The organism is Chryseobacterium paridis (genome assembly GCF_016595215.1).
Taxonomy (GTDB): domain Bacteria; phylum Bacteroidota; class Bacteroidia; order Flavobacteriales; family Weeksellaceae; genus Chryseobacterium; species Chryseobacterium paridis.
On the sequence record NZ_JAENHK010000010.1, the window covers coordinates 1,720,097 to 1,742,297 of the forward strand.

A 22,201-nucleotide genomic window follows, 5' to 3' on the forward strand; every position below is an offset into this window, starting at 1 on the left:
AGTTCATTCAATGGAAAGGAAGAAAATATTGATCATCACCTATTACTGGCCTCCAGCAGGAGGTCCTGGTGTTCAGAGATGGTTAAAATTCGCAAAGTATTTACCGGAATTCGGATGGGAGCCTATCATTTATACTCCTGAAAACCCTAGTTATCCGCTATTAGATGAAAGCCTGTTAAACGATGTCCCAAATGATCTAAAGATTGTAAAAACAACAATATGGGAGCCCTATCAATTGGCAGAAAAATTAAATAAAAGCAATAAAAAATTCAAAGCCGGACAGTTTGATGTAGGTAAAAACCAGAGCTGGAAATCAAAACTTTCCATTTGGGTAAGAGGAAATTTCTTTATTCCGGATGCAAGAGTTTTTTGGGTAAAACCTTCGGTGAAATTCCTTGAGCGATATTTAAAAGAAAATAAAATAGATGTAGTGGTTACCTCCGGTCCACCCCATTCTCTACATCTTATCGGGTTACAACTTAAAAAGAAACTTCCTGCATTAAAATGGATCGCGGATTTTAGAGATCCATGGACAGAGATTTCCTATTATAAACATTTAAAGTTAACCAAAAACTCGGATCGCAAACATCGGCAGTTGGAAAGTGAAGTCTTTAAAAATGCTGATATTACTTTAGCAACAAGCTATACAGATGCTGAGAATTTCCGTAAAAATGGAGCGAATGCGGTTTGTATTACGAATGGTTTTGATGAAAGTGATTCTTCTGAAAAAGTAAAAGGGCAAAAAGGCGAAAAGGCTGAATGGCAGGATGGTGAAATCGCAAAATCGCAAAATTGCCAAATTGATAACCCTAAACCTCTCAAACCCTCAAACTCTAAAGCCCATTTCACTTTAAGCTATATCGGTGTTCTGGAACAGCTTCGTAATCCTGAAAATTTATGGAAAGCCTTGGAAGAGCTGGTGCAAACAAATTCGGATTTTGCACAACATTTTTCACTGAAGTTTGCTGGTAGAGTGGATGATAAAATAGTACAGTCTTTAAATCATTCAAGTTTAAAAGAACATATTCTGGATTTAGGATATCTTTCTCATGAGAAAGCAATTGAAGAAATGCAAACTTCTGATATGCTTTTAATCACCAATTTCCCCAGTGAGTCTTCTAAAGGAATTATCCCTGGAAAGATTTTCGAATACTTGGCTACAGGAAAACAGATTATTTCATTTGGCCCTGATAAGGCTGACGTTTCTAAGATCTTAGATGATACCCATGCGGGAAAGCATTTCAATTATGAAGATTTTGAAACCATCCAATCTTTTATTTTGGAAAAATTCGAGCTTTGGAAAAATGGAAATCTTCTTGAAAATGCTCAAAACATAGAACAATTTTCAAGAAGAAATCTTACTCAACAACTAGCAGAAATTTTAGATTAAATCGTCCACTGGTCATTAACGACTGCTATTAAATAATATTTTCCCTGGAACTCTTCATACACAAAACGAAGCGTTTTCCAGTCCATTTCGCCATATTTTTCTGTTCCTTTGATATAGTTTTCAGTAAAATCGTGTTTTGGATAAATCTCCTGTAGATTATTCAACGAATTCCCCCCCTTCTGAAACTCATTAAAAGAATAGGATGAAGTTGTATAATCTTTTGAGAAAACCCATTTTGCAAGATAATTCTTGATCGTTTCTTTATACAGATCTCCAGAACCATCCTGAGAACCCCAGGTAAACTGAGTTTGAGTCTGAACATATTTTTCAAAATCAGCCTTAGAAAAATGCTTATCATCCTTAAGATCTATAAAAGCATACATTGAGAAACGAATCCCTTTCTGAGGGTGAATAAATTCTGAAAATTTTTGATAATCCTTATTTTTTAAAGCTTGTAAGATTTCATCATTCGTTTTCTTTATAACATCCTTTTTCTCAGCTTCAGTCATTTTTGGAGCAGCAATACTATCGGTCTTCGCCTGATTGGTAGAGTCTGTGGTATTTATCGTAGGATTTACTGTATTCTTTTTACAAGCAATAACGCTTAATATCAATATTGAAATGAATAGTTTTTTCATCTTTTTTTAATGTTAATTAAAGAAAATCACCAAAACTAATGCCAGAAAAATAAGTAAATTTGTTACATGGAAGTTTTAGATATTCTCATTATCGGTGGTGGACCTATTGGTTTGAATTGTGCACTCGAAGCTCAGAAAAACAATCTATCCTATTTAATTATAGAAAAAGGAACTATCGTTAACTCATTGTATAATTATCCTCTATACATGCGTTTCTTTTCTACTGCCGAGAAATTAGAAATTGCCGAAATACCTTTTATATCAACAGCTCCCAAACCTGGAAGACAAGAAGCTTTAGAATATTACCAAGGCATCACCCGTCATAAAAACCTCAACATTCATCTTTATGAAAAGGTTATTAAGATCTCAAAAACAAATGGCCTATTTGAAATTGAATCGTCTAAATCAACGTATTATTCCAGAAATGTAGTTATCGCTACAGGGTTCTACGACATTCCGAATATGATGAACATTCCCGGAGAAAATTTGCCTAAGGTTAAACATTATTATTCAGAGCCCTATCCATATGCTAAGCAGAAGATTGTAGTGGTTGGTTCAAGTAATTCAGCCGTAGATGCAGCTCTGGAAACTTATCGAAAGGGGGCTGAAGTAACGATGATCATCCGCCATTCTGAAATATCAAAAAGTGTAAAATATTGGGTCAAACCGGATATAGAAAACAGAATTGCTGAAGGCAACATCAAAGCTCATTTTAATTCTGAACTCATTGAAATTAAAGAGCATAGCATTGTATTCAAAGACGAGAATGGCAACATTAATGAAATTGAAAATGATTTTGTTTTGGCCATGACAGGATACCTTCCCGATTTTGACTTTCTAAGAAACTCTGGAATTGAATTACAGGGAGATTGTTTAAACCCAGTTTACAACACAGAAACAATGGAAACCAATATTAAAAATCTTTATTTAGCCGGTGTTGTATGTGGTGGAAAAGACACCCGTTTATGGTTCATTGAAAACTCCAGAATTCATGCGGATATGATTATTAAGAATATTCTTAAAATGAAATATTTTTAATCAGACATTAAGAACATTTTATAGTCTCTACTATTTATATCTCAACTTTATTATTCTGTAGGAATCCAAACTTTATATTAACTGTTTAGATTCCTACGGAATGACAATAGTACTATAAGCTCCATTCCAGCACAAATTCAAAAAAGCTAATTAAATTCTAATATTATCAGAGTTAAAAAGATCAAAAATCAGCTTTTACCCCCAAAACAAAATTTCTTTTTGCAGCAGGATTATAAAAACGGTTACCAAAAGCATTGATATCAAATCCTAAAATATAATCTGTATTGTAGAGATTTTGAATCTGAAGATATAAATTCAGTTGAGCCTTATCAAATTGAAGCGGAAATCTAAATTGAATATTTCCCACAATATTAGATTCTGACCAAGTGGAATTAGCATCATTTAAAGGAATCTTCGACGTGTAAAAATGGGAATAGTCTATCGAGAGCTTTTTAAGAACAATGAAATTGAACAGACTATTTATTGTAGTTGAAGGAACCCCTGTTACATTATTTCCTGAAAAATCATTATTCCCCTGAGTATAATTATCAAATCTAAACCGATAAAAGCTTCCTGAAAATCTAAATTTAAAGTTATTAAATACCGTATTCGCAAGGTTAAAGTTCCTGGATTCCAGCAAGACTTCAACTCCTTTTTGAACCGTACTTCCCTGATTAACAAAATACTCCTGCCCTTTTTCATTTTGTCTTCTTACTATTGCATCTTTCATGCGGAAATCAAAATAGCTTCCCTCCAAAAATAGAATACCACCAACCTCTTTACGAATACCTATTTCTTTATTCCAGCCATACTCCGGAACAAGATTCTGATTAAATTCCTGATTGGAAGAACGTATTTCTTCATTGGTGGGTGCTGAATTTCCTTTCCCTATTTTCGCTCTTATAGAAAATCCCTTTTCAAAAAGATAAGTTAATCCAACATTTGGAAGCCATTGATTTTTAAAATGCACCTTCTCATTTTCATTTCCGGGAAAAAGTCTTTCCCACCGGTATGAATTTGAATTTAAACTTATTGAAATATCTGTGAATAGCTTTTCATTAAAATTTAGTTTTTGTGATAAAAAATAAAATCCAGAGGTATTTTTAAGATCATCAAAATTCTGAGGATTTCCTTTTGCTCCTTTACTATTATCATAATTTTTAACTACAATAGAATTAATACCACCTTCAAACCCGAATCGCCATTCAGCGGTAACCCGGTCCCACTGATCTTCATAATTAATATGAGTTCTCAATGCAAAATTCCGTTCAAATCTATTTTCATAGTTGGTGATAAAAGGATTTTCAAAATCCACATACGATCCCTGCAGCATTACAAAATGAGAAAATTTAGGGCTGAGACTGATCTGATGAGAGATTCCAGCTAATATCATTTTGTTTCGTATACCAGCATTTTGTTCTTCTGCCCCTGGAAGAGCAGATGTAGCAGGTCTTGCCTGCTTTCTATCCGCTTGCATCTGTTCCAAGGTAAGCCCTCCTGGTGTTTGGTAATCAAGATCAGAAAATAGAAGCATGGCATTTACAGATGCTTTGTGAGTATATTGAAAATGATCTTTCAAAAAAATCTGTTTCCTTTCAACAGCTGATTGCTTTCGATAAGAATCAGTTCTGTAATAATTTTGAAAAACCTCAAAAAAATGTTTCCCCACATTTCTTGACAGATCAAAACTTTGATTAAAAGTTCCATAACTTCCAATAGAAAGATGAGCTGAAGTATTTTCTGAAGATCTGGTCTGAAGAAGAAGTGTTCCTCCGGTGACAGCGCCGTAATCTCCACTTTCCGGTCCTTTATATATTTCCATTCGATCTATAAGTTCAGGAGAAATAAGATTTAAGTAGGTATTTCCTGATGCATCGGAAAGTATAAAATCATCCAGATATACTTTTATATTGCGAACGCCAAATGGTGACCTCAAAGTACTTCCACGAACAGAAATTCTATAACTTCCCGGGGAACGTTCTTCCATTCGTGCTCCTGCAATCTGATTGATAGATTCAAGCATTCGTTCTGGTGTATTCTGATTCAAAAGGCCTTGAGAAACAACAGAAACAGATTTTGTAGAATGAATATAAGAGGTTGGTTTTCTATAAGCATCTATTTTCACTTCCGAGATCAGTTCGGCGGAATCTCTTTTTTGAGAAGAGAAAAATGAACAGCAAATGATAAAGAGTAGAAAACAGATCCTCACCATTTAACAAAACTAATAAATGATTTTTAAAGTACTTCCTCTTTTGAAACTTTATTACCTAACATCCATGGAACAATAAAATAAAAAGCAACAGCAATTAGAATAGCAAAAATCCCGGTTCCTAACCACAAAGCGGTAAATCCAAATTTTTCAGCGATTAAAGTCCCTACGTATGGCGTCACAATAAAAGCAATAGAAAAAGAGATTCCATTTAATCCCATATAAGAACCCTTATTGTGAGCTCCCGATCGGAGAGCGGTAATCGTAGACATAAAAGGCAATGTCCATATCTCACCAACACAAAGTATCGTCATTGAAATAATCAACGTAATAAGCGTGTAATCAAATGCCATCATTGCATATGCCAGACCACAAAGGAAAGTCCCCAAAAGCATAGTAATTCCCAATGTAAAATACTTTTCTGCAATCTGAACAAAGGCCATTTCAAGCAATACGATCAAAAATCCACTATATCCTAATAAATATCCGATATGTTCCTGGCTAAGATGTGCTGTATCTTTATAGAAGATTGTCAGTGTGCTGAAGAGTTGGAAAAAACAAATTGCAAACAACATACAAAAGAAGCAGTATAGTAGAAACTTGCCATCCCGATAAGGTGATCCTTCTTTAGTATCAACAGCGGTATCTTTTACCTTTTTAGCTTTTGTAATGGCTAATTGATTTCTCTTTTTAAAAAACACTATGTAAGTGATCCCTGCTATTAATGCAGCCAAAGCATTACTATAAAACAGAAATTCATAAGAAATAGCCGATAAAATCCCTCCCAAAGCAGGTCCGATGGAAAAGCCTAAATTCACTGCCATTCTGTTTAATGAAAATGCTCTTGTAATATTTTCCGGTCTTGCATACTTAGTAATTGCTACAGAGTTGGCAGGACGGAATGTTTCACTTACAACACTCTGTGCTAGAATAATCCCAGCCAGTCCCACTTCTGTGGTGAAAAGCGGAATCATGCAAAACAAAGGAACACTTAAAAGCAAACTCAAGCTTTGTACTTTATACTCCCCTATCTTATCCGTAATTAGTCCTCCTAACCAAGATCCCAATACAGAACCTATCCCGAAAAAGCTCAATACAACTCCAGAATTTTCAATACTGAAATGTAAATGAGCAGTCATGTATACTCCCAAAAATGGAAGTACCATCGATCCGGCACGATTGATGAGCATCACCAATGCCAGCATCCAGCTTTCCTGAGAAAGTCCTTTAAAAGAACTTGTGTAGATCTTAATTAATTTCACGGGAGTTAAATTCTTTGGGGAAATTTCGAAGAGACAAAATTAGGGAAATAAACTCAGAGGGATGCAGTTAAATCTCTTTTCTTTGAAAAATAAATAGCGGCAAAGCATTCAAAAGACAAGGATATTTTTCTGATCAATTCTTTAGCGCCTTCATATAATTCGTAAATTGCCAATACGCAATGTTGATTATTCACATATCTTTAAGGGTATAATTTTTGAAAAAAGAAAAGTGTTTTGTTCAATTCTAATTCCTATTGACATAAATAGTACCAGATCTTATGAATTTTAAAAATATAACAGTAGCAGGCAGTGGTGTTCTTGGATTTCAAATTGCCTTTCAAACGGCCTTTCATGGGTTCAACGTAACCGTCTACGATATCAATGAGGATGCGTTAGAGAAAGCTAAAGAAAAATTTAAAATACTTAGCGAAGCATTTAAACAAGATATGAATGCAACTAAGAAGCAACTCGATGCCACTTCTAAAAATTTAAAATATACATCTGATCTCGCAGCAGCTCTAAAAGGTGCCGATCTACTGATCGAAGCGGTTCCTGAAAATCTTAAGATCAAAATAGATTTCTATAAGAAATTAGCCAAAGTTGCTCCCAAAAAGACCATATTTGCGACCAATTCTTCTTCATTGCTCCCCAGTAAATTAGCTAAAGTAACAGGAAGACCCGAAAAATTTATTGCTTTGCACTTCGCTAATGAAATATGGAAACATAATACCGGAGAAGTGATGAGACACCCAAAGACCTCAAACAGGGTTTTTGATGATGTTATGGATTTTGCTAATGCAATTGGAATGGTTGCCCTGCCAATTTACAAAGAACAGCCCGGGTATATTGTTAATTCATTACTGATGCCTTTATTAGGCTCTGCCCTGGAATTATGGGTAAATGATATCTCAGATATAGAAACCATCGACAAAACATGGATGGTAGCAACAGGAGCACCAATGGGACCGTTTGGAATTTTAGATGTCGTAGGAATTACCACAGTATATAATATTAATAAAATAGCAGCAGACTCATCAAAAAGCCCAGATAAGATCAAGGTATCTGAAAGACTGAAAAAGGATTATATCGACAAAGGAAAGTTAGGTATTTCCACTGGTAAAGGATTTTATACCTATCCTGATCCGGATTATAAGAAAAAAGGATTTTTAAAATAATAACACAAAAAAAACAGGACTCATAAGTCCTGTTTTTATTTTATATGGTAAATAAATTACTCTGGTTTATAAGAGTCTTTTAATGTCACCGTACGATTGAACACTAAATTGGATTCTGTAGAATCTTTATCTTTTGTAAAGTATCCTATTCTCTGGAATTGAAGTGGCTCTCCCACTGCGACATCTTTCAAGCTTGGCTCAGCAAAACCTTGAATGGTAGATACTGATTCAGGATTTACAAAGTCAAGGAAATCTACATCTTTTTCTGCATCAGGTTGCTCTACCGTAAATAACTGATCATAGATCCTTACTTCTACCGGAATAGCATGAGTTGCAGATACCCAATGTAAAGTACCTTTTACTTTTCTTAAACTTTCTTCAGTTCCACTTCCGGACTTACTCTTTTCATCATAAGTAGCGTAGATCGTTGTAATTTCTCCATTCTCATCTTTCTCTACTCTTTCAGCTTTGATGATATAAGCAGATTTTAAACGAACCTCTCCTCCAAGTTTCAATCTGAAGAACTTATTATTAGCCTCTTCTTTAAAGTCTTCACGCTCGATATACAATTCTCTCGAAAAAGGAACTTCTCTTGTTCCCGCATTCTCTTGTTCCGGATTATTTTCAGTCTCTAACCATTCTTCCTTGCCTTCAGGATAGTTTTCGATCACTAATTTTACAGGATCTACAACAGCCATGACACGTTTAGCAACTTTATTCAAATCCTCACGAACACAGAAATCCAGTAATTGAATTTCAATAAGGTTTTCTCTTTTTGCAACTCCTACTTTATCAATAAAATTTCTGATAGATGTTGGGGTATATCCTTTTCTACGCATTCCTGAAATAGTAGGCATTCTGGGATCATCCCATCCTGTCACCACATTTTCAGCAACCAATCTTTGTAGCTTTCTTTTAGAAGTAATCATATAAGTAACATTCATCCTTGCAAATTCCCTTTGCTTAGGTGCTACTTTAGGTTCTTCATATACCTGATCCAGATACCAGTTATACAGTGGTCTGTGATTCTCAAATTCCAAAGAACATAATGAATGTGAAACCTGCTCCAGATAATCAGATTCTCCATGAGCCCAATCATACATCGGATAGATTTTCCAATCCGTTCCGGTTCTATGGTGAGGTCTTTTCAGGATTCTGTACATGACAGGATCACGCATATTCATATTAGGAGAAATCATATCAATTTTAGCACGAAGAGACATCGTACCTTCTTCAAATTCTCCATTTTTCATTCTCTCGAATAAATCCAAAGATTCTTCAACGGGTCTGTTTCTGAACGGAGATTCTACTCCTGGTTCTGTTGGATTCTTTCTTTGTTCTGTAATTACTTCGGAAGGTTGTTCATCTACATATGCTTTTCCTTCTTTAATTAATCTTACAGCCCAATCATAAAGCTGCTGGAAGTAGTCAGATGCATACAATTCTTTATCCCATTTGAAACCTAACCATTCAACATCCTGTTTGATGGAATCCACAAACTCCTGTTCTTCTTTTTCAGGGTTTGTATCGTCGAAACGAAGGTTTACGGGAGCATTGTACTTTTCTCCCAATCCAAAGTTGATACATATAGCTTTTGTATGTCCTACATGCAGGTATCCATTGGGTTCAGGGGGAAAACGGAAACGGATTTGATCTCTGTTCAAACCGTTTGCCAAATCATCTTCTATAATTTGTTCAATAAAATTGAGCGATTTTTTTTCTTCTTCCATTAAAATTAACTTTATAAAAGTTCGTGAACAGTTCACGAACTTCATGCAAATTTAGCGAAAATTTAGGGTTTATGAAAGTGCTGATTCAAAAGCATTTTAACTTATAATCCAATATTTTTTCCGAAATTTATATAATCAAAAAACCATCACAAAATCATTCACTATGGCCGTTTATATCTTAAGTAATCGGAAAATCATCCGTCATAAAAACGAAACAATTGACTCATTTTCCAATGACGAATACTCTATTCCTAATTTTAGAATTGCAAAATGTGATTTTGATAATTACATAGAACCCACCAGCCAGGCAAAAAAGAAAAAGGACTATACCAATAGAAATATTTTAAACTATAAGCTCTTTTCTGAACCGGAAAAGCAAGGATACGAAGATGTTTTAGAAGTGCTTTTAAGTGAAAAGAAGATAAAAAAATCAAAACTCACAGCTGATAATCTAGGTGGAACTCAAAGAATGTTTTATGAGCTCTACAAGAATATGTCTTCTACAAAATTAAGAAGCGATGTTCTCATATTTATTCATGGTTATGCGTATGATTTTGACGATGAGTTGAAAGCAATTATCGATTTGAAAAAGCTTTTTATAGACAATCCTGAATCTCCGGTTGAGCATATACTATTTGTAAGCTGGCCTGCTTCAAGCAGTCTCGTTCCCTTAACGTATTTTGATGACAAAGCATCAAGTATTAATTCTGGAACATCCTTAATGAGATTGTTTTATTTCTACACACAGTTTCTCAAGGATATTTTCTCAAATCGTGATTTGGCTCCATGCAATCAACGAATTCATCTGATGGCTCATTCATTAGGAAACAGGGTACTCCAAAGTATGCTCTATAGTTTGAAAAGTGAAAATATTCTGAGAGTGATCGATCAGGTCTTGCTCCTGAATGCAGATGTCACATACAAAGTTTTTGATGATTCTGAAGATTCATTTAATAAACTCCCTTTACTTGCCAATCGGGTTTCGATTTATTTAAACCGAAAAGATACAGTTCTTGCCATTTCACAATTCACAAAAAATATTCTTACGCCAAGATTGGGTAAAAACGGGCCGAGTGATATTCAAAAATTCAAGGATATAGTTTCCATTATCGATTGTACTTTTATTGAGAATGATTTAAAAAACACTCTGAAGTTTGAGCTTGGAAATCATTGGGGCTATCTTTCAAGTTCTCAGGTTCAAAACGACATTTTCCAGACCCTAAATGGAGTTGACAGAAACCTCATTATCAACCGAATAAACAATTCTGAAAATGTTTTCACAATTATGTCTAAATAGTGACTTAATATATGATTAACAATAAAATAATGTATTAAAATTTGTAAAAAATACAAAATGGCATGGAGATTGCTTATATCTAGCGATAGAGAATTAATTAAAATTTCCGGTCATGAAAAAGTTTAAAGAAAAGGTTTCTATTTTGATAGAAAACATCAAAAAAACGATTTTCATAAATGATGAGATTTAGCAAGATGTACACCAACAGAAATCACAACACAGTTTATGTTGAAATCATGCTTTAAAAAGCAAGCGTTCCCCAATTAGTTCCATATGATTATCAAAATTATTAGTAAATAAGCCTCCTGTGCCTAAGCCTTGAGGCATTTTACTATGTTTTGTAAAAGTGTACTGTGCAATTGCATTTAATCCAATGTTACTTTCCAATGCGGAAGTTATCCACCATCCAATATTATGTTCCTCTGCAAGAGAAATCCACTCGTCAGATCCGGAAAAACCACCAATCAATGAGGGCTTAAGAATAATGTATTGTGGTTTTATTGTATTTAAAAGCTCCTTCTTTTTATTACTATCACTTATACCAATCAACTCTTCATCCAAAGCAATAGGTATTGGAGTTTCTGCACATAATAAAGCCATATCACTCAAGTCTCCTGCCTTTATGGGCTGTTCAATAGAATGGATATTAAGATCTGAAAGCTGTTGTAATACTTTTTTAGCATTTCCCATAGAAAACCCTCCATTGGCATCAACACGCAATTCTAAGGTATCCTTTGAAAATTTCTTTCTTAGTTTTTGTAGTACTTCGTGTTCAGAATCCCAATCTACCCCAATCTTCAATTTAATACAATGGAAACCTTTTTCAAGTTTATCCTGAATCTGCTCTTGCATATAATCAACATCTCCCATCCAAATCAGACCATTGATAATAATCGGAACCTGCCCTTTTGTGAATTCACTGGGAAAGTACAGATGATCTCCGTTCTTTAAATTCAAAATCGCCTGTTCATATCCAATCCAAATGGAAGGAAACTCTAATAACTGCTCTTTCAAAAATTGAGCATCTTTCTGAATATTTTCACAAAGCCACTGTAGCTTTTCTTCATAATCAGGTCTGTCATCGAAGCTGAGCCCTCTAAAAACAGCACACTCTCCTATTCCTTTCTTATCATCTTTTGAGATCTCAAGGATAAAAGTTTCTTTTTCATGCAAAACGCCGCGAGATGTTCCACTCGGGCGTTTGAATTCTAATAAATATCTGGAATATTTTGCAATCATTTACTTTACGCTATCTATTCGCATAAATTCTTCGGCTTTTTCCACCATAGCCACACTTCCGCAGAAGAATGGAATTCTCTGATGAAGTTCAGTTGGTTCAACGTCCAGGATTCTTCTGAATCCATCTGTGGCTTTTCCACCTGCCTGTTCTGCAAGGAACGCCATAGGATTACATTCATATAACAATCTCAATTTACCATTAGGAGCTTGAGAATATGACGGATAAATGTAAATACCTCCTTTTAACATATTTCTGTGAAAATCAGCTACAAGAGAACCAATATATCTGGATGTATAAGGACGGTCACCTTCTTCCATCTGACAATATTTCAAATAATTTTTAACTCCCTGAGGAAATTTAATATAGTTCCCTTCATTGATGGAGTAAATCTTTCCACTTGCCGGGAATTTCATATTAGGGTGAGAAAGGTAGTATGTTCCTAAAGACGGATCAAGAGTAAATCCATTCACTCCGTTTCCTGTTGTATATACGATCATTGTAGAAGATCCATAGATCACATATCCGGCAGCAATCTGGTTTACTCCTTTTTGCAAGAAGTCTTCAAGCTGAACTGGTGTTCCCGGTTCTGACACTCTTCTATAAATAGAGAAGATGGTTCCAACAGAAACATTTACATCGATATTTGAAGAACCATCAAGAGGATCAATTAAAACTACATATTTACTAAGATGTCCGTTTCCGACACATTTAATATCTATAAAATCATCATTTTCTTCTGAAGCAATACCGCAAACCACCTCTCTTTGTGATAAAGCAGTGATAAATATCTCATTCGCAAGAACATCTAATTTCTGCTGTTCTTCACCCTGAATATTTTCATTACCCGCTTTTCCAATGATATCGGCAATTCCTGCTTTGTTTACTTCTCTGTTTACAACTTTCGAAGCCAATCTTATAGCACTTAGAAGTCGGGAAAGCTCCCCAGTAGAATACTGAAAATCTTCTTGTTTATCTATAATAAATTCTCCTAAAGTCTGCAACGATTGATCTGACATATTTTACTTTTTACGATTTGCCCAAATTTCGTAAAATTTATTGCAATCTAAAAGAAATTCTTTCAAAACACTTTAATGGCTGTTTATCAGGTATATACACCCTTACTTTACAAGAAAGCAATCTTTAACAGACCATTATCATTCCCCATTTTCCGTCGTGAACAAATTTTACCGATTCTCATAATTTTCAAGCATATAACTCCATTAAATAAAAAAATAGCACACATACCAACCAATTATTATATAAATCACAGCAATATGATCAATTTATCATAAAAATCTTTATCTCATCCTGCCCTTTTACTATTTCATATCTCATTGTAAATTTATAATTTTGACGTCCGTAAAAAACTCAACTATTTTTTATCTAACAATTTTATTTTTAATAATTTAATGAAAATTTTCAAGTTTGGTGGAGCGTCTGTCAAAGATGCTGAAAGTGTAAAAAACGTGTCGATGGTTTTAAAAAGCCAGGGATTTGCTAAATGTTTGCTGGTAATCTCAGCAATGGGCAAAACGACTAATGAATTGGAAAAGGTTGTAGAACTTTATTTCAAGAAGGAAAACTATCAAACTGAAATTAAGATTATTAAACAGAAGCACATTGAGATTGCTCAAGGGCTTTTTCAGGAAAATCATCCGGTGTTTGCAGAAATAAATTTATTTTTTGATGATTTGGATTCTTTCTTAAGAAGAAATAAATCTCCAAATTACAATTTTGTATACGATCAGGTAGTGAGTTGTGGAGAAATGATTTCTACAAAAATTGTAAGTGAATATCTGAACGAAATACAGTTTATTAACCAATGGCTCGATGCAAGAGATTATATAAAAACTGATAATTCTTACAGGGATGGTAATGTAGACTGGAAAAAAACAGAAGAATTTATTTCTACTTTAAATTCTGAAATCTGTTATGTAACACAAGGTTTTATTGGTTCAGATGAAAATAATTTCACGGTGACATTAGGAAGAGAAGGTTCAGATTATTCTGCCGCTATTTTCGCGTATTGCACCAATGCAGAAGCAATGACTATATGGAAAGATGTTCCTGGTGTTATGACAGGTGATCCAAGAAAATTTAAGGATGTTACTCTTCTTTCCAATATATCTTATGAGGAAGCCATTGAGATGGCTTACTATGGAGCAAGCGTAATTCACCCAAAAACGTTGCAGCCTTTACAACAAAAAAGTATTCCGTTTTATGTAAAATCTTTTGTTGACCCAACAAAAGAAGGAACAAAGGTAGGAGCTTCGGAAAAGAACCAGCATGAGGAGTCCTATATTTTAAAGGAAAATCAAGATCTTTTAAAAATATCTACAAGAGACTTTTCATTTATTGCTGAAGATCACATGAGCCAAATTTTCAGTCTTTTATCAAGGCATAAAATTAAAGTTTCTTTGATGCAGAATTCAGCAATTTCACTAGCTTTATGTTTGGAAGATAAATTCAAGACCATTGACGAACTTAATGAAGAATTACAAAAAGGTTTCAAAACCGAAGTAGTTAAGAATGTATCCTTATTCACAGTAAGAAATGCGAATATGGACAACATTGATAAATTTTACCAGGAAAAAAGTGTATTATTGGAACAAATTTCAAAGAACACGCTTCAAATGGTAACACAATAAATATAATTGCGACTAAACACATATGAGCCTAATTTCGAAAAACGATTTAATCCAAGCTTCCGGCCTACATAAAATAGGGTTTTTAAAAAACCCTGTAGCATCTGCTATTATGAGTGTTGCTAAAATAAATGAAGTTAACAAACTATATGATAAACTAAAAGACAAGGAAGGTAAAGACTTTTTCGATTCATTTGTAAGGGAAAGAAATTTAAGCTATATCGCTTTTGAAGAGGATTTGGCTAAAATCCCTAAAACAGGTCCATTTATTTTGGTTTCCAATCACCCACTTGGAGCTATTGATGGCATATTAATGTGTAAAATTTTAACTGAAGTACGTCCGGATTTTAAAGTAATGGGTAATTTTCTACTGGAGAAAATAAAACCAATGGAACCTTTTGTAATTTCGGTAAATCCATTTGAAAACAGAAAAGGTGCATATAACAGTTCTTCCGGAATGCGGGAGACTTTAAAGCATCTGCAAAATGGAGGTTGCGTTGGTATCTTTCCAGCTGGAGAGGTTTCTAATAAGAACAACCCATACAGCGAGATCTTAGACAGAGAATGGGAAAAGCCAGCTTTGAAGTTAATTAAAATGGCTAAAGTACCTGTCGTTCCGATGTACTTTCATGCTAAAAACAGCACTTTATTTTATCAGGTCGCTAAAATACATCCTAGCCTGCAGACTTTAATGTTGCCGTCAGAGATGATGAACGACAGGGAAAAACCTATTCGTATCAGAATTGGTAAACCTATCGCTGTAAAAGCAATGGAAGAGATGGAGAACATTGAAGAGCTAGGTGAATTTCTGAAACGTAAGGTGTATATGATGAAATCTTACTACGAAAAGAGAAAATCCCTTGCACAGGTTATTAATCTTCAAAATCTTTCCTTAAAGTTTCCTTTGCTTAAGGAGGAGAATATTGTACAGAACATCATAGATGAAACTCCTAAAGAGAGCATTATCAATGATATCAATAAATTGAAAGGCACAGACAAAATGCTTTTCAGCAATGGTAATTATGAAATCTATTTCACTACATATGAAGAGATTCCTTCTGTAATGAGAGAAATAGGCAGACAAAGAGAACTTACTTTCCGTGCTGTTGGTGAGGGAAGTAATTTGCCTTTTGATCTGGACGAATATGACAAACACTATCATCATCTTTTCCTTTGGGACAGCACGGCAGAAATGCTGGTAGGTGCTTATAGAATGGCTTTAGGGAAAGAGGTTATGAAAAAATTTGGGATCAAAGGATTTTACACCAGCTCCCTTTTTGAATTCGAACAGGACATCCACCCTTTCTTTAAAAAAGTTATTGAAATGGGAAGAGCCTATATTTGCCAGGAATATCAGCAAAAGCCACTTCCTCTATTTTTATTATGGCGAGGAATTGTTCATGTATGCCTGAGAAATCCAGACCATAAATTTTTAATGGGAGGAGTAAGTATTTCGAACAAATTCTCAGAATTTTCAAAATCTTTGATGATAGAGTTCATGCGCTCTAATTATTATGATGGTGCAGTTGCTCAATACATCACTCCCAGAAATGAATATAAAGTGAAGCTTAGAGATCGTGATAAAAATATCTTTTTCGAAGAAATGGAATCCGATCTTAATAAACTTGACAAAATTATTGATGATCTTGAACCGGAATTAAGATTACCTGTTTTGATCAAAAAGTACATCAAGCAGAACGCAAAGGTAATCGCATTTAATGTAGATCCCAACTTCAATGATGCGATTGACGGACTTATGTATATCCGTATTAGCGACCTTCCTGAAAGTACGATTAAACCAGTATTAGAGGAAATGAGTGAGCAAATCAGAAAGGAACAGGAAAATAATCCGACTGAGAATCAGTAGGTTTTTAATTTTAAAGAAAAAAAGTAGCGTTAATACTTGCGTCATATACGAAAACTTACTACTTTTGCATCACTTTAAAACAACGAAGTAAGTCAAACAAACATATTGGTTTCTTAGCTCAGTTGGTAGAGCAATGGATTGAAAATCCATGTGTCCCTGGTTCGATTCCTGGAGAAACCACAAAACCACCTTATACAAGGTGGTTTTTTGTTTTTATTTCGTGTACGACTTCTACTCTCCTTATACTCTAATCTTCTTTATATATACCTGATTCAGAAAAAGAGCAATTACAAAATCCTTAAAAGACATTACTTCATCAGCAACTTTTTGTACTCATAATACACTTAGACTTTTATTTAATCTACAATATGTGAAATAAATTTTTGTTATATCCATAAAAAAATTAAATTAGTAGCTGTAAACCAAATTACAAACATATTATGAGGACAAAAATATTAACAAATACCTTTTTAGGTATTGCTCTACTTATTTTTCAATCGTGCGCAGAGACTAATATCTCAAACGACGATACTATTTCCAAACAAGGAAAGACATCTTCTTCATTGGATAATTCTTCTTTCAGTGTTCCCGTCGCCGGAAACTCATTTTTAACTGTAAAATCTTCTGGAGCTAATGAGGTGATCACTTCTACTAAACTAGCTAATTGGACCAGCTCTAATACAGTTATCAGCACTTATTTCAGAGTTAGTAACTCCGGAACTTTAAATATTGGGTTAAAGGCGTCTGTTCCTTCCGGAACCAGTGTAGTAAAAGTAACAATTGGCAGTATATCAAAAAATGTTACATTAACAGGATCTGCATATACAGACTATAGTGTGGGAGATTTTCCTATTTCTACTCCAGGTTATGTAAAAGTTGACCTTCAGGGTGTTTCTAAGACTGGTGGTTATTTCGCAGATGTTACAGATGTTACCTTCAGTGGTGCAGCCTCCACAGGAACTAACATATTCAGTAATGATTCATCATATTATTATTGGGCTCGTCGAGGACCTTCCTGCCATCTTAATTATACAATTCCTACCACCAATAATGTAAGTTATTATTATAACGAAGTAACCGTCCCAACAGGGGAAGATAAAATTGGTTCATATTTTATGGCTAACGGCTTTAAAGAAGGCTATTTTGGTATGCAGGTTAACTCTGCTACAGAAAGAAGAATTTTATTTTCTGTCTGGAGCCCATTTGATACAGATGACCCCAATAATATCCCTCCCGACCACAAGATAATACTCAATAGAGCAGGAAGTGGAGTTACAACTGGTGAATTTGGTAATGAAGGTTCAGGGGGACAGAGTTATTATAAATACAACTGGACCGCTGGACAGACTTATAAATTTTTATTAAAGGGAGAACCAGACGGGAATGGTAAAACAGATTATACTGCATGGTTTCTTTCACCAGAAACTACCACATGGAAGCTTATTGCCAGTTGGAAAAGACCACAAACCTCTACTTATCTAAAGAATTTTTACAGTTTTGTAGAAAATTTTAATCCCGAGAATGGATATCAGGGGAGAAAAGTAGAATTTAAAAATCAATGGGTGAGAACATCAGATGGAAACTGGCTTGCTGTTTCAGGGGCAAAGTTTAGTGTGGATAACACCTATAATGCTCAACAGAGAATAGATGCTATGGGTGGAACAAATGGTAATGCTTTCTTTTTACAAAACGGAGGATTTTTCAACTCTATTGTAGCTCCAGGCACCCAATTTTCAGTGACTGCACCAACCCAGTCTCCAAACATCGATTTTTCAAATCTCCCTTAACATCAAACAATCAGCCAGTTATTTTATAAAAATAAATAACTGGCTTTTTATTTTCGCCTATTTCAAAGTTTTTATTGCATGATATAATAAAAATTACTATTTTTGCACCCACTTTAAACAACGAAGTAACACAACAATCATATTGGTTTCTTAGCTCAGTTGGTAGAGCAATGGATTGAAAATCCATGTGTCCCTGGTTCGATTCCTGGAGAAACCACAAAACCACCTTATATAAGGTGGTTTTTTGTTTTTTATGAAACTTTACACTTATAATTAATATTGATCACAGTCAATCTATCAATAAAAATTTTCACTATTCCTTAAAACGTTCTAAAGCAGTTTATTATTTGTAACAAAAGCCAATGCTTCAGAGATATTACTGACCTGCATTTTCTCAAATAATTTCCTTCGATGAAATTTAATCGTATCTGGTGAAACAAAAATCTTCTCCGCGATCTTATTAATGGTATATCCTTGTGCATAATAACGTAATACATCCAATTCTCTCTCGCTTAATTTTATTTTTTGTTCATTCCTCCATACCTCATCCTGCGTATCATACCACCAATAATCATTTGTCCCTTGTTTTGAAATAGTAATATTTCCAGAATTCGTATTGGTAGAAAGGGAAACAACCCCCATTGCTTTCCATATTTTCCCCTTTTCTGTAAGAAAAAGAGGGGTTAATTTTTGATTAACCAGAATAGCTTTATTGTTATTCACTAAATGGATATCATAAGAAAGGGTGTAATATTTCCTTTCATTCACCGGAATTGTTTCATAAAACTCAGATCTTATCTTATCAATTTTCTGCAACAAATCAGCATCACTTTTCTGAACATATTTAAAGTAAAAGTCGTACCCCATCTCTTTTACTTCATCAGCCGTATTCCCACAAAGGAATAAAGGATTCTCTGAAACATACTCAAAATGCCTTTTTTGATAATCGATAATATACACACTCATGTAAATTGCTCTGGAAAATGCATCCGTTATTTCCAGATAATTCGACTGTTCATTCTCTTCACTTAATACGCCTTTCTTCCCTCTTTCAGGAAAAAAAGAGCCATTAAAATTTTCACTCATAAATTCAAATTTGGTTACAGTTTTTTCAATACACAATCAATTTAAATGATGATTCTACACTAAAGTGTAGCTTTTAGTTAAATCAATCCGTCTAAATTTATGAAAAATAATTCCCATGAGCAAGAGATTAATACAAAAATCAATTCACCATTATTTGAAGTCCATCATAAATACTACTATACAAAACATTATTAATAAGCCATTTGAGCTATCATAAAAATTTATAAGCTAAATAACTTTTAATAGATTTACTATTGAGAAAAAATCATAGGTGAAATATGGTGATTAAAACATTTAAAAAATCAACTCTTTCCCTAAGACAATTATTTATTTGTTTAATTAAAGTATGAAGAATATATTATTAAGGTTATTTATCTATTTAGTCATTTTTTGTTCTGGAGGCTACGTTACTGCACAAAGCATTTCAGGTTTGGTATCGAATACTAATAACATACCAATACAAGATGTGGAAGTTATAGCCACTATAGAAAATAAACAAAAATTTTCAACAATTACCAATGAACATGGAGAATTTAAAATCCAGTTACCACAGAAAGGAAAGTATTTGCTGGAAGTAATACAAAATAATGAACGCTTAATAAGCGAATCAATTGATATCAATGAAGATGTTAAAAGAAAATATCAAGTAGAAACTGTACAAAACATAGAAGGTGTCATCATAAGATCTGAAAAAAAATTAATAGAAAGAAAGATAGATCGACTTGTTTTCAATGTAGAAAAGTCTGTTTCAGCAGCAGGAGGAGATGTTTTAGATGCCCTGAAAGTTATTCCGGGAGTTCAGATAAAAAATGACGAAATATCTATCATTGGAAAAAGTGGCGTTTCTGTAATGATAGATGACAGAATAGTACAGCTGAATGGCAACGAATTGAGTAATTATTTAAAATCAATTTCTTCCGACGATATCAAATCTATTGAAGTCATCACTACTCCACCAGCAAAGTATGATGCTCAGGGAAATAGTGGTCTTATTAATATAAGATATAAAAACGGTAAAAATAACACATGGAATACTACCATACGAAGTTCATATATACAAAAGACGTATGCCTTAGGTTCAGTGGGAGGGAATTTTATGATCAAAAAAGATAAATTATCCCTAAGCACTAACATTAACTATTTAACAGGTTCACAAAGAAATATTGATCAGAATACAATGAATTTCCCTAACGAAACTTGGGTTGGTTATCAACCCCGAAAGATACATTACGATCCCTCCTTTAGCTTCAGAGCTGGAGCAGATTATGATTTTTCTGATAAATTTTCGATGGGAGTTATTTTTTTAACACAGACTAACAACATGAAAATTGACAACAGCAATAATCTTATTACTGTGTTTAATAAATGGGGCTCAAATAAAAAATATGATATTGTAACCAATGCACTTTCAAATTCAAAATCTCCGTCAAATTCTCTAAACTTCCATTCGATATATAAGATTGATACTTTAGGTACTAAATTATCGCTTGATGTAGATTATTTTAATTATAAAGAAAAATCAGATTATGCATTTACATCGGTCAACCTTTATAATGACAATGAAGATATTTCAACAAAACAAAGTGGTGCAAATTATGGTAATTTAAATCTCAACAATACTTCACTAAAAACTGATCTAGAATTACCGCTCAAAGGAATAAAATTAAGTATGGGAGCTAAATTTTCCTTTTCAGATACAGGGAATGATCTAAGATGGTATAATTTAAATGTTGATGAAACAGAGCAAGGATATCAACAAACTAATAATTTTAAATATAAAGAAAATACTCAGGCAGGTTATATTTCAGCAGAAAAAAGTGTTGAAAAATGGACTTTCCAATTGGGTCTAAGACTTGAAAACACTCAAATTAAAGGGAATAATGCTATTGCAAATGAAAACTTCAATAGAAATTACACCAAGCTTTTTCCTACAGCATACATTATGTATGCAATCAATAAAGACAATAATATTTCAGCTAATTACAGCAGGAGAATCAACAGACCTTCATTCGAATCCCTTAATCCTTTCAGAATAGTTTCAAATCAATATACATATGTAGAGGGAAATCCTTTTTTACAGCCCTCATATACGGATAATTTTGAATTAAACTATTCTTATAAAAATTGGATTAGTAAAATATATTTTTCACGGTTGAGCAACGGTTTCCAACAACTTCCTTCTATAGATCCTGTTACCAATATCCAGATCATCCGGCCTGAGAATTATTTCGAAACTAATACATGGGGACTTAACGAATCTTACACATTCAATCCTTTAAGCTGGATAGAAACAGTAGCTACTGGAGACCTATTTTATTCAGACTCAAAATCTCTTGTGAGTTTTACCAATCCTAGTAGGAATGGGTGGAATTCCAATCTGTCAATTTACAATGCGATCAGTATTAATAAAAGCAAGACCTTACAGATTGCACTGAGTTATGATTACAGTTTTGCTGGAGTACAGGATATTTATAAAACCACTTCAAGATCTAATCTGAATGTAGGAGTGGTTTGCAATCTCCTAAGTAATAAATTAAGAATAGTGTTGGTCGGTGATGATTTACTGAGTGGCCAAAGAAGTACATACACTGCATATTCTAATGATATAAAAGTATCTTTCAGAAATTATTATGATACCCGCAACGTGAGGTTATCCATTAGCTATAAGTTCGGAAACAGTAAAATATCCGTACAACAGAAGAATTTCGGAAACGAAGAGGAAAAAGCGAGAGCTTCAAATTAAAACAGATTGATTTACTTATTATTTCTTAGTGCGCAATAGGAGAGAAAAGTATCAATATATTATTTGCAAATAGGGTCCAGTAAAGAGTTGTATG

Annotated in this window: 15 protein-coding genes and 2 tRNA genes; 10 read left to right on the forward strand and 7 right to left on the reverse strand. The window is 33.9% G+C overall.

The window, feature by feature from the left end; all coding sequences use genetic code 11:
* The first annotated feature begins 10 nt into the window (after positions 1-10).
* Positions 11-1,390, forward strand: coding sequence for a glycosyltransferase family protein (locus JHL15_RS17240; RefSeq protein WP_200247774.1), 1,380 nt, complete (start codon positions 11-13; stop codon positions 1,388-1,390).
* On the opposite strand, the gene JHL15_RS17245 is transcribed toward JHL15_RS17240, so the two are convergent.
* The gene (locus tag JHL15_RS17245) at positions 1,387-2,028 is read right to left on the reverse strand and encodes a hypothetical protein (RefSeq protein ID WP_200247775.1); all 642 of its coding nucleotides are present in this window, start codon (positions 2,026-2,028) and stop codon (positions 1,387-1,389) included. The genes JHL15_RS17240 and JHL15_RS17245 overlap by 4 nt on opposite strands.
* Positions 2,029-2,094: 66 nt before the next feature.
* Between JHL15_RS17245 and JHL15_RS17250 the strand changes: the two genes are divergently transcribed.
* Positions 2,095-3,066: a YpdA family putative bacillithiol disulfide reductase gene (locus JHL15_RS17250; RefSeq protein WP_200247777.1), complete on the forward strand. Its 972-nt coding sequence runs from the start codon at positions 2,095-2,097 to the stop codon at positions 3,064-3,066.
* 181 nt (positions 3,067-3,247) lie between these two features.
* Here JHL15_RS17250 and JHL15_RS17255 read toward each other — a convergent pair whose 3' ends face one another.
* On the reverse strand, positions 3,248-5,278 hold the full coding sequence (locus tag JHL15_RS17255; RefSeq protein ID WP_200247778.1) for a TonB-dependent receptor: 2,031 nt from the start codon (positions 5,276-5,278) through the stop codon (positions 3,248-3,250).
* A 23-nt stretch (positions 5,279-5,301) separates the two neighbouring features.
* Positions 5,302-6,480, reverse strand: coding sequence for an MFS transporter (locus tag JHL15_RS17260; protein ID WP_200249200.1), 1,179 nt, complete (start codon positions 6,478-6,480; stop codon positions 5,302-5,304).
* A gap of 335 nt (positions 6,481-6,815) precedes the next feature.
* Here JHL15_RS17260 and JHL15_RS17265 point away from each other — a divergent pair, with 335 nt between their 5' ends.
* Positions 6,816-7,712: a 3-hydroxyacyl-CoA dehydrogenase gene (locus JHL15_RS17265; RefSeq protein WP_200247780.1), complete on the forward strand. Its 897-nt coding sequence runs from the start codon at positions 6,816-6,818 to the stop codon at positions 7,710-7,712.
* A 56-nt stretch (positions 7,713-7,768) separates the two neighbouring features.
* Here JHL15_RS17265 and JHL15_RS17270 read toward each other — a convergent pair whose 3' ends face one another.
* Entirely contained in the window at positions 7,769-9,442 is a 1,674-nt protein-coding gene (locus JHL15_RS17270) for a glutamine--tRNA ligase/YqeY domain fusion protein (RefSeq protein WP_200247781.1), read from the reverse strand.
* A 163-nt stretch (positions 9,443-9,605) separates the two neighbouring features.
* On the opposite strand from JHL15_RS17270, the gene JHL15_RS17275 reads away from it, so the two are divergent.
* The gene (locus JHL15_RS17275; RefSeq protein WP_200247783.1) at positions 9,606-10,739 is read left to right on the forward strand and encodes an alpha/beta hydrolase; all 1,134 of its coding nucleotides are present in this window, start codon (positions 9,606-9,608) and stop codon (positions 10,737-10,739) included.
* A gap of 234 nt (positions 10,740-10,973) precedes the next feature.
* Here JHL15_RS17275 and JHL15_RS17280 read toward each other — a convergent pair whose 3' ends face one another.
* Both JHL15_RS17280 and fbp read right to left on the reverse strand, forming a co-directional pair.
* Positions 10,974-11,978 (reverse strand): o-succinylbenzoate synthase, encoded by a 1,005-nt coding sequence (locus JHL15_RS17280; RefSeq protein WP_200247784.1) that lies wholly within the window; start codon positions 11,976-11,978, stop codon positions 10,974-10,976.
* Complete coding sequence (gene fbp / locus JHL15_RS17285) at positions 11,979-12,995, reverse strand: class 1 fructose-bisphosphatase (RefSeq protein ID WP_200247786.1); 1,017 nt, start codon at positions 12,993-12,995, stop codon at positions 11,979-11,981.
* A 393-nt stretch (positions 12,996-13,388) separates the two neighbouring features.
* Between fbp and JHL15_RS17290 the strand changes: the two genes are divergently transcribed.
* The 5 genes from JHL15_RS17290 to JHL15_RS17310 all read left to right on the forward strand — a co-directional run bounded on the left by JHL15_RS17290 (position 13,389) and on the right by JHL15_RS17310 (position 18,495).
* Positions 13,389-14,627 carry an aspartate kinase gene (locus tag JHL15_RS17290; protein ID WP_200247787.1) on the forward strand — a complete coding sequence of 413 codons (1,239 nt, stop codon included), beginning with the start codon at positions 13,389-13,391 and terminating at the stop codon, positions 14,625-14,627.
* 22 nt (positions 14,628-14,649) lie between these two features.
* Positions 14,650-16,491, forward strand: a complete 1,842-nt coding sequence (locus tag JHL15_RS17295; protein ID WP_200247789.1) for a lysophospholipid acyltransferase family protein — start codon at positions 14,650-14,652, stop codon at positions 16,489-16,491.
* 107 nt (positions 16,492-16,598) lie between these two features.
* Positions 16,599-16,671 (forward strand) — tRNA-Phe (locus JHL15_RS17300).
* 260 nt (positions 16,672-16,931) lie between these two features.
* The gene (locus JHL15_RS17305; protein ID WP_200247790.1) at positions 16,932-18,278 is read left to right on the forward strand and encodes a DUF3472 domain-containing protein; all 1,347 of its coding nucleotides are present in this window, start codon (positions 16,932-16,934) and stop codon (positions 18,276-18,278) included.
* 144 nt (positions 18,279-18,422) lie between these two features.
* Positions 18,423-18,495: transfer RNA gene (locus JHL15_RS17310), tRNA-Phe, on the forward strand.
* Between the two features lie 113 nt (positions 18,496-18,608).
* On the opposite strand, the gene JHL15_RS17315 is transcribed toward JHL15_RS17310, so the two are convergent.
* Entirely contained in the window at positions 18,609-19,364 is a 756-nt protein-coding gene (locus JHL15_RS17315; protein ID WP_200247792.1) for a response regulator transcription factor, read from the reverse strand.
* A 346-nt stretch (positions 19,365-19,710) separates the two neighbouring features.
* Between JHL15_RS17315 and JHL15_RS17320 the strand changes: the two genes are divergently transcribed.
* The gene (locus JHL15_RS17320) at positions 19,711-22,107 is read left to right on the forward strand and encodes a TonB-dependent receptor (protein ID WP_200247794.1); all 2,397 of its coding nucleotides are present in this window, start codon (positions 19,711-19,713) and stop codon (positions 22,105-22,107) included.
* The last annotated feature ends 94 nt before the right edge of the window (positions 22,108-22,201 follow it).

Bases quoted from the DNA above. Each gene is read 5' to 3' on its own strand.
- JHL15_RS17240 (WP_200247774.1), top strand. From the start codon at position 11: ATGGAAAGGAAGAAAATATTGATCATCACCTATTACTGGCCTCCAGCA.
- JHL15_RS17245 (WP_200247775.1), bottom strand. From the start codon at position 2,028: ATGAAAAAACTATTCATTTCAATATTGATATTAAGCGTTATTGCTTGT.
- JHL15_RS17250 (WP_200247777.1), top strand. From the start codon at position 2,095: ATGGAAGTTTTAGATATTCTCATTATCGGTGGTGGACCTATTGGTTTG.
- JHL15_RS17255 (WP_200247778.1), bottom strand. From the start codon at position 5,278: ATGGTGAGGATCTGTTTTCTACTCTTTATCATTTGCTGTTCATTTTTC.
- JHL15_RS17260 (WP_200249200.1), bottom strand. From the start codon at position 6,480: ATGCTGGCATTGGTGATGCTCATCAATCGTGCCGGATCGATGGTACTT.
- JHL15_RS17265 (WP_200247780.1), top strand. From the start codon at position 6,816: ATGAATTTTAAAAATATAACAGTAGCAGGCAGTGGTGTTCTTGGATTT.
- JHL15_RS17270 (WP_200247781.1), bottom strand. From the start codon at position 9,442: ATGGAAGAAGAAAAAAAATCGCTCAATTTTATTGAACAAATTATAGAA.
- JHL15_RS17275 (WP_200247783.1), top strand. From the start codon at position 9,606: ATGGCCGTTTATATCTTAAGTAATCGGAAAATCATCCGTCATAAAAAC.
- JHL15_RS17280 (WP_200247784.1), bottom strand. From the start codon at position 11,978: ATGATTGCAAAATATTCCAGATATTTATTAGAATTCAAACGCCCGAGT.
- fbp (WP_200247786.1), bottom strand. From the start codon at position 12,995: ATGTCAGATCAATCGTTGCAGACTTTAGGAGAATTTATTATAGATAAA.
- JHL15_RS17290 (WP_200247787.1), top strand. From the start codon at position 13,389: ATGAAAATTTTCAAGTTTGGTGGAGCGTCTGTCAAAGATGCTGAAAGT.
- JHL15_RS17295 (WP_200247789.1), top strand. From the start codon at position 14,650: ATGAGCCTAATTTCGAAAAACGATTTAATCCAAGCTTCCGGCCTACAT.
- JHL15_RS17305 (WP_200247790.1), top strand. From the start codon at position 16,932: ATGAGGACAAAAATATTAACAAATACCTTTTTAGGTATTGCTCTACTT.
- JHL15_RS17315 (WP_200247792.1), bottom strand. From the start codon at position 19,364: ATGAGTGAAAATTTTAATGGCTCTTTTTTTCCTGAAAGAGGGAAGAAA.
- JHL15_RS17320 (WP_200247794.1), top strand. From the start codon at position 19,711: ATGAAGAATATATTATTAAGGTTATTTATCTATTTAGTCATTTTTTGT.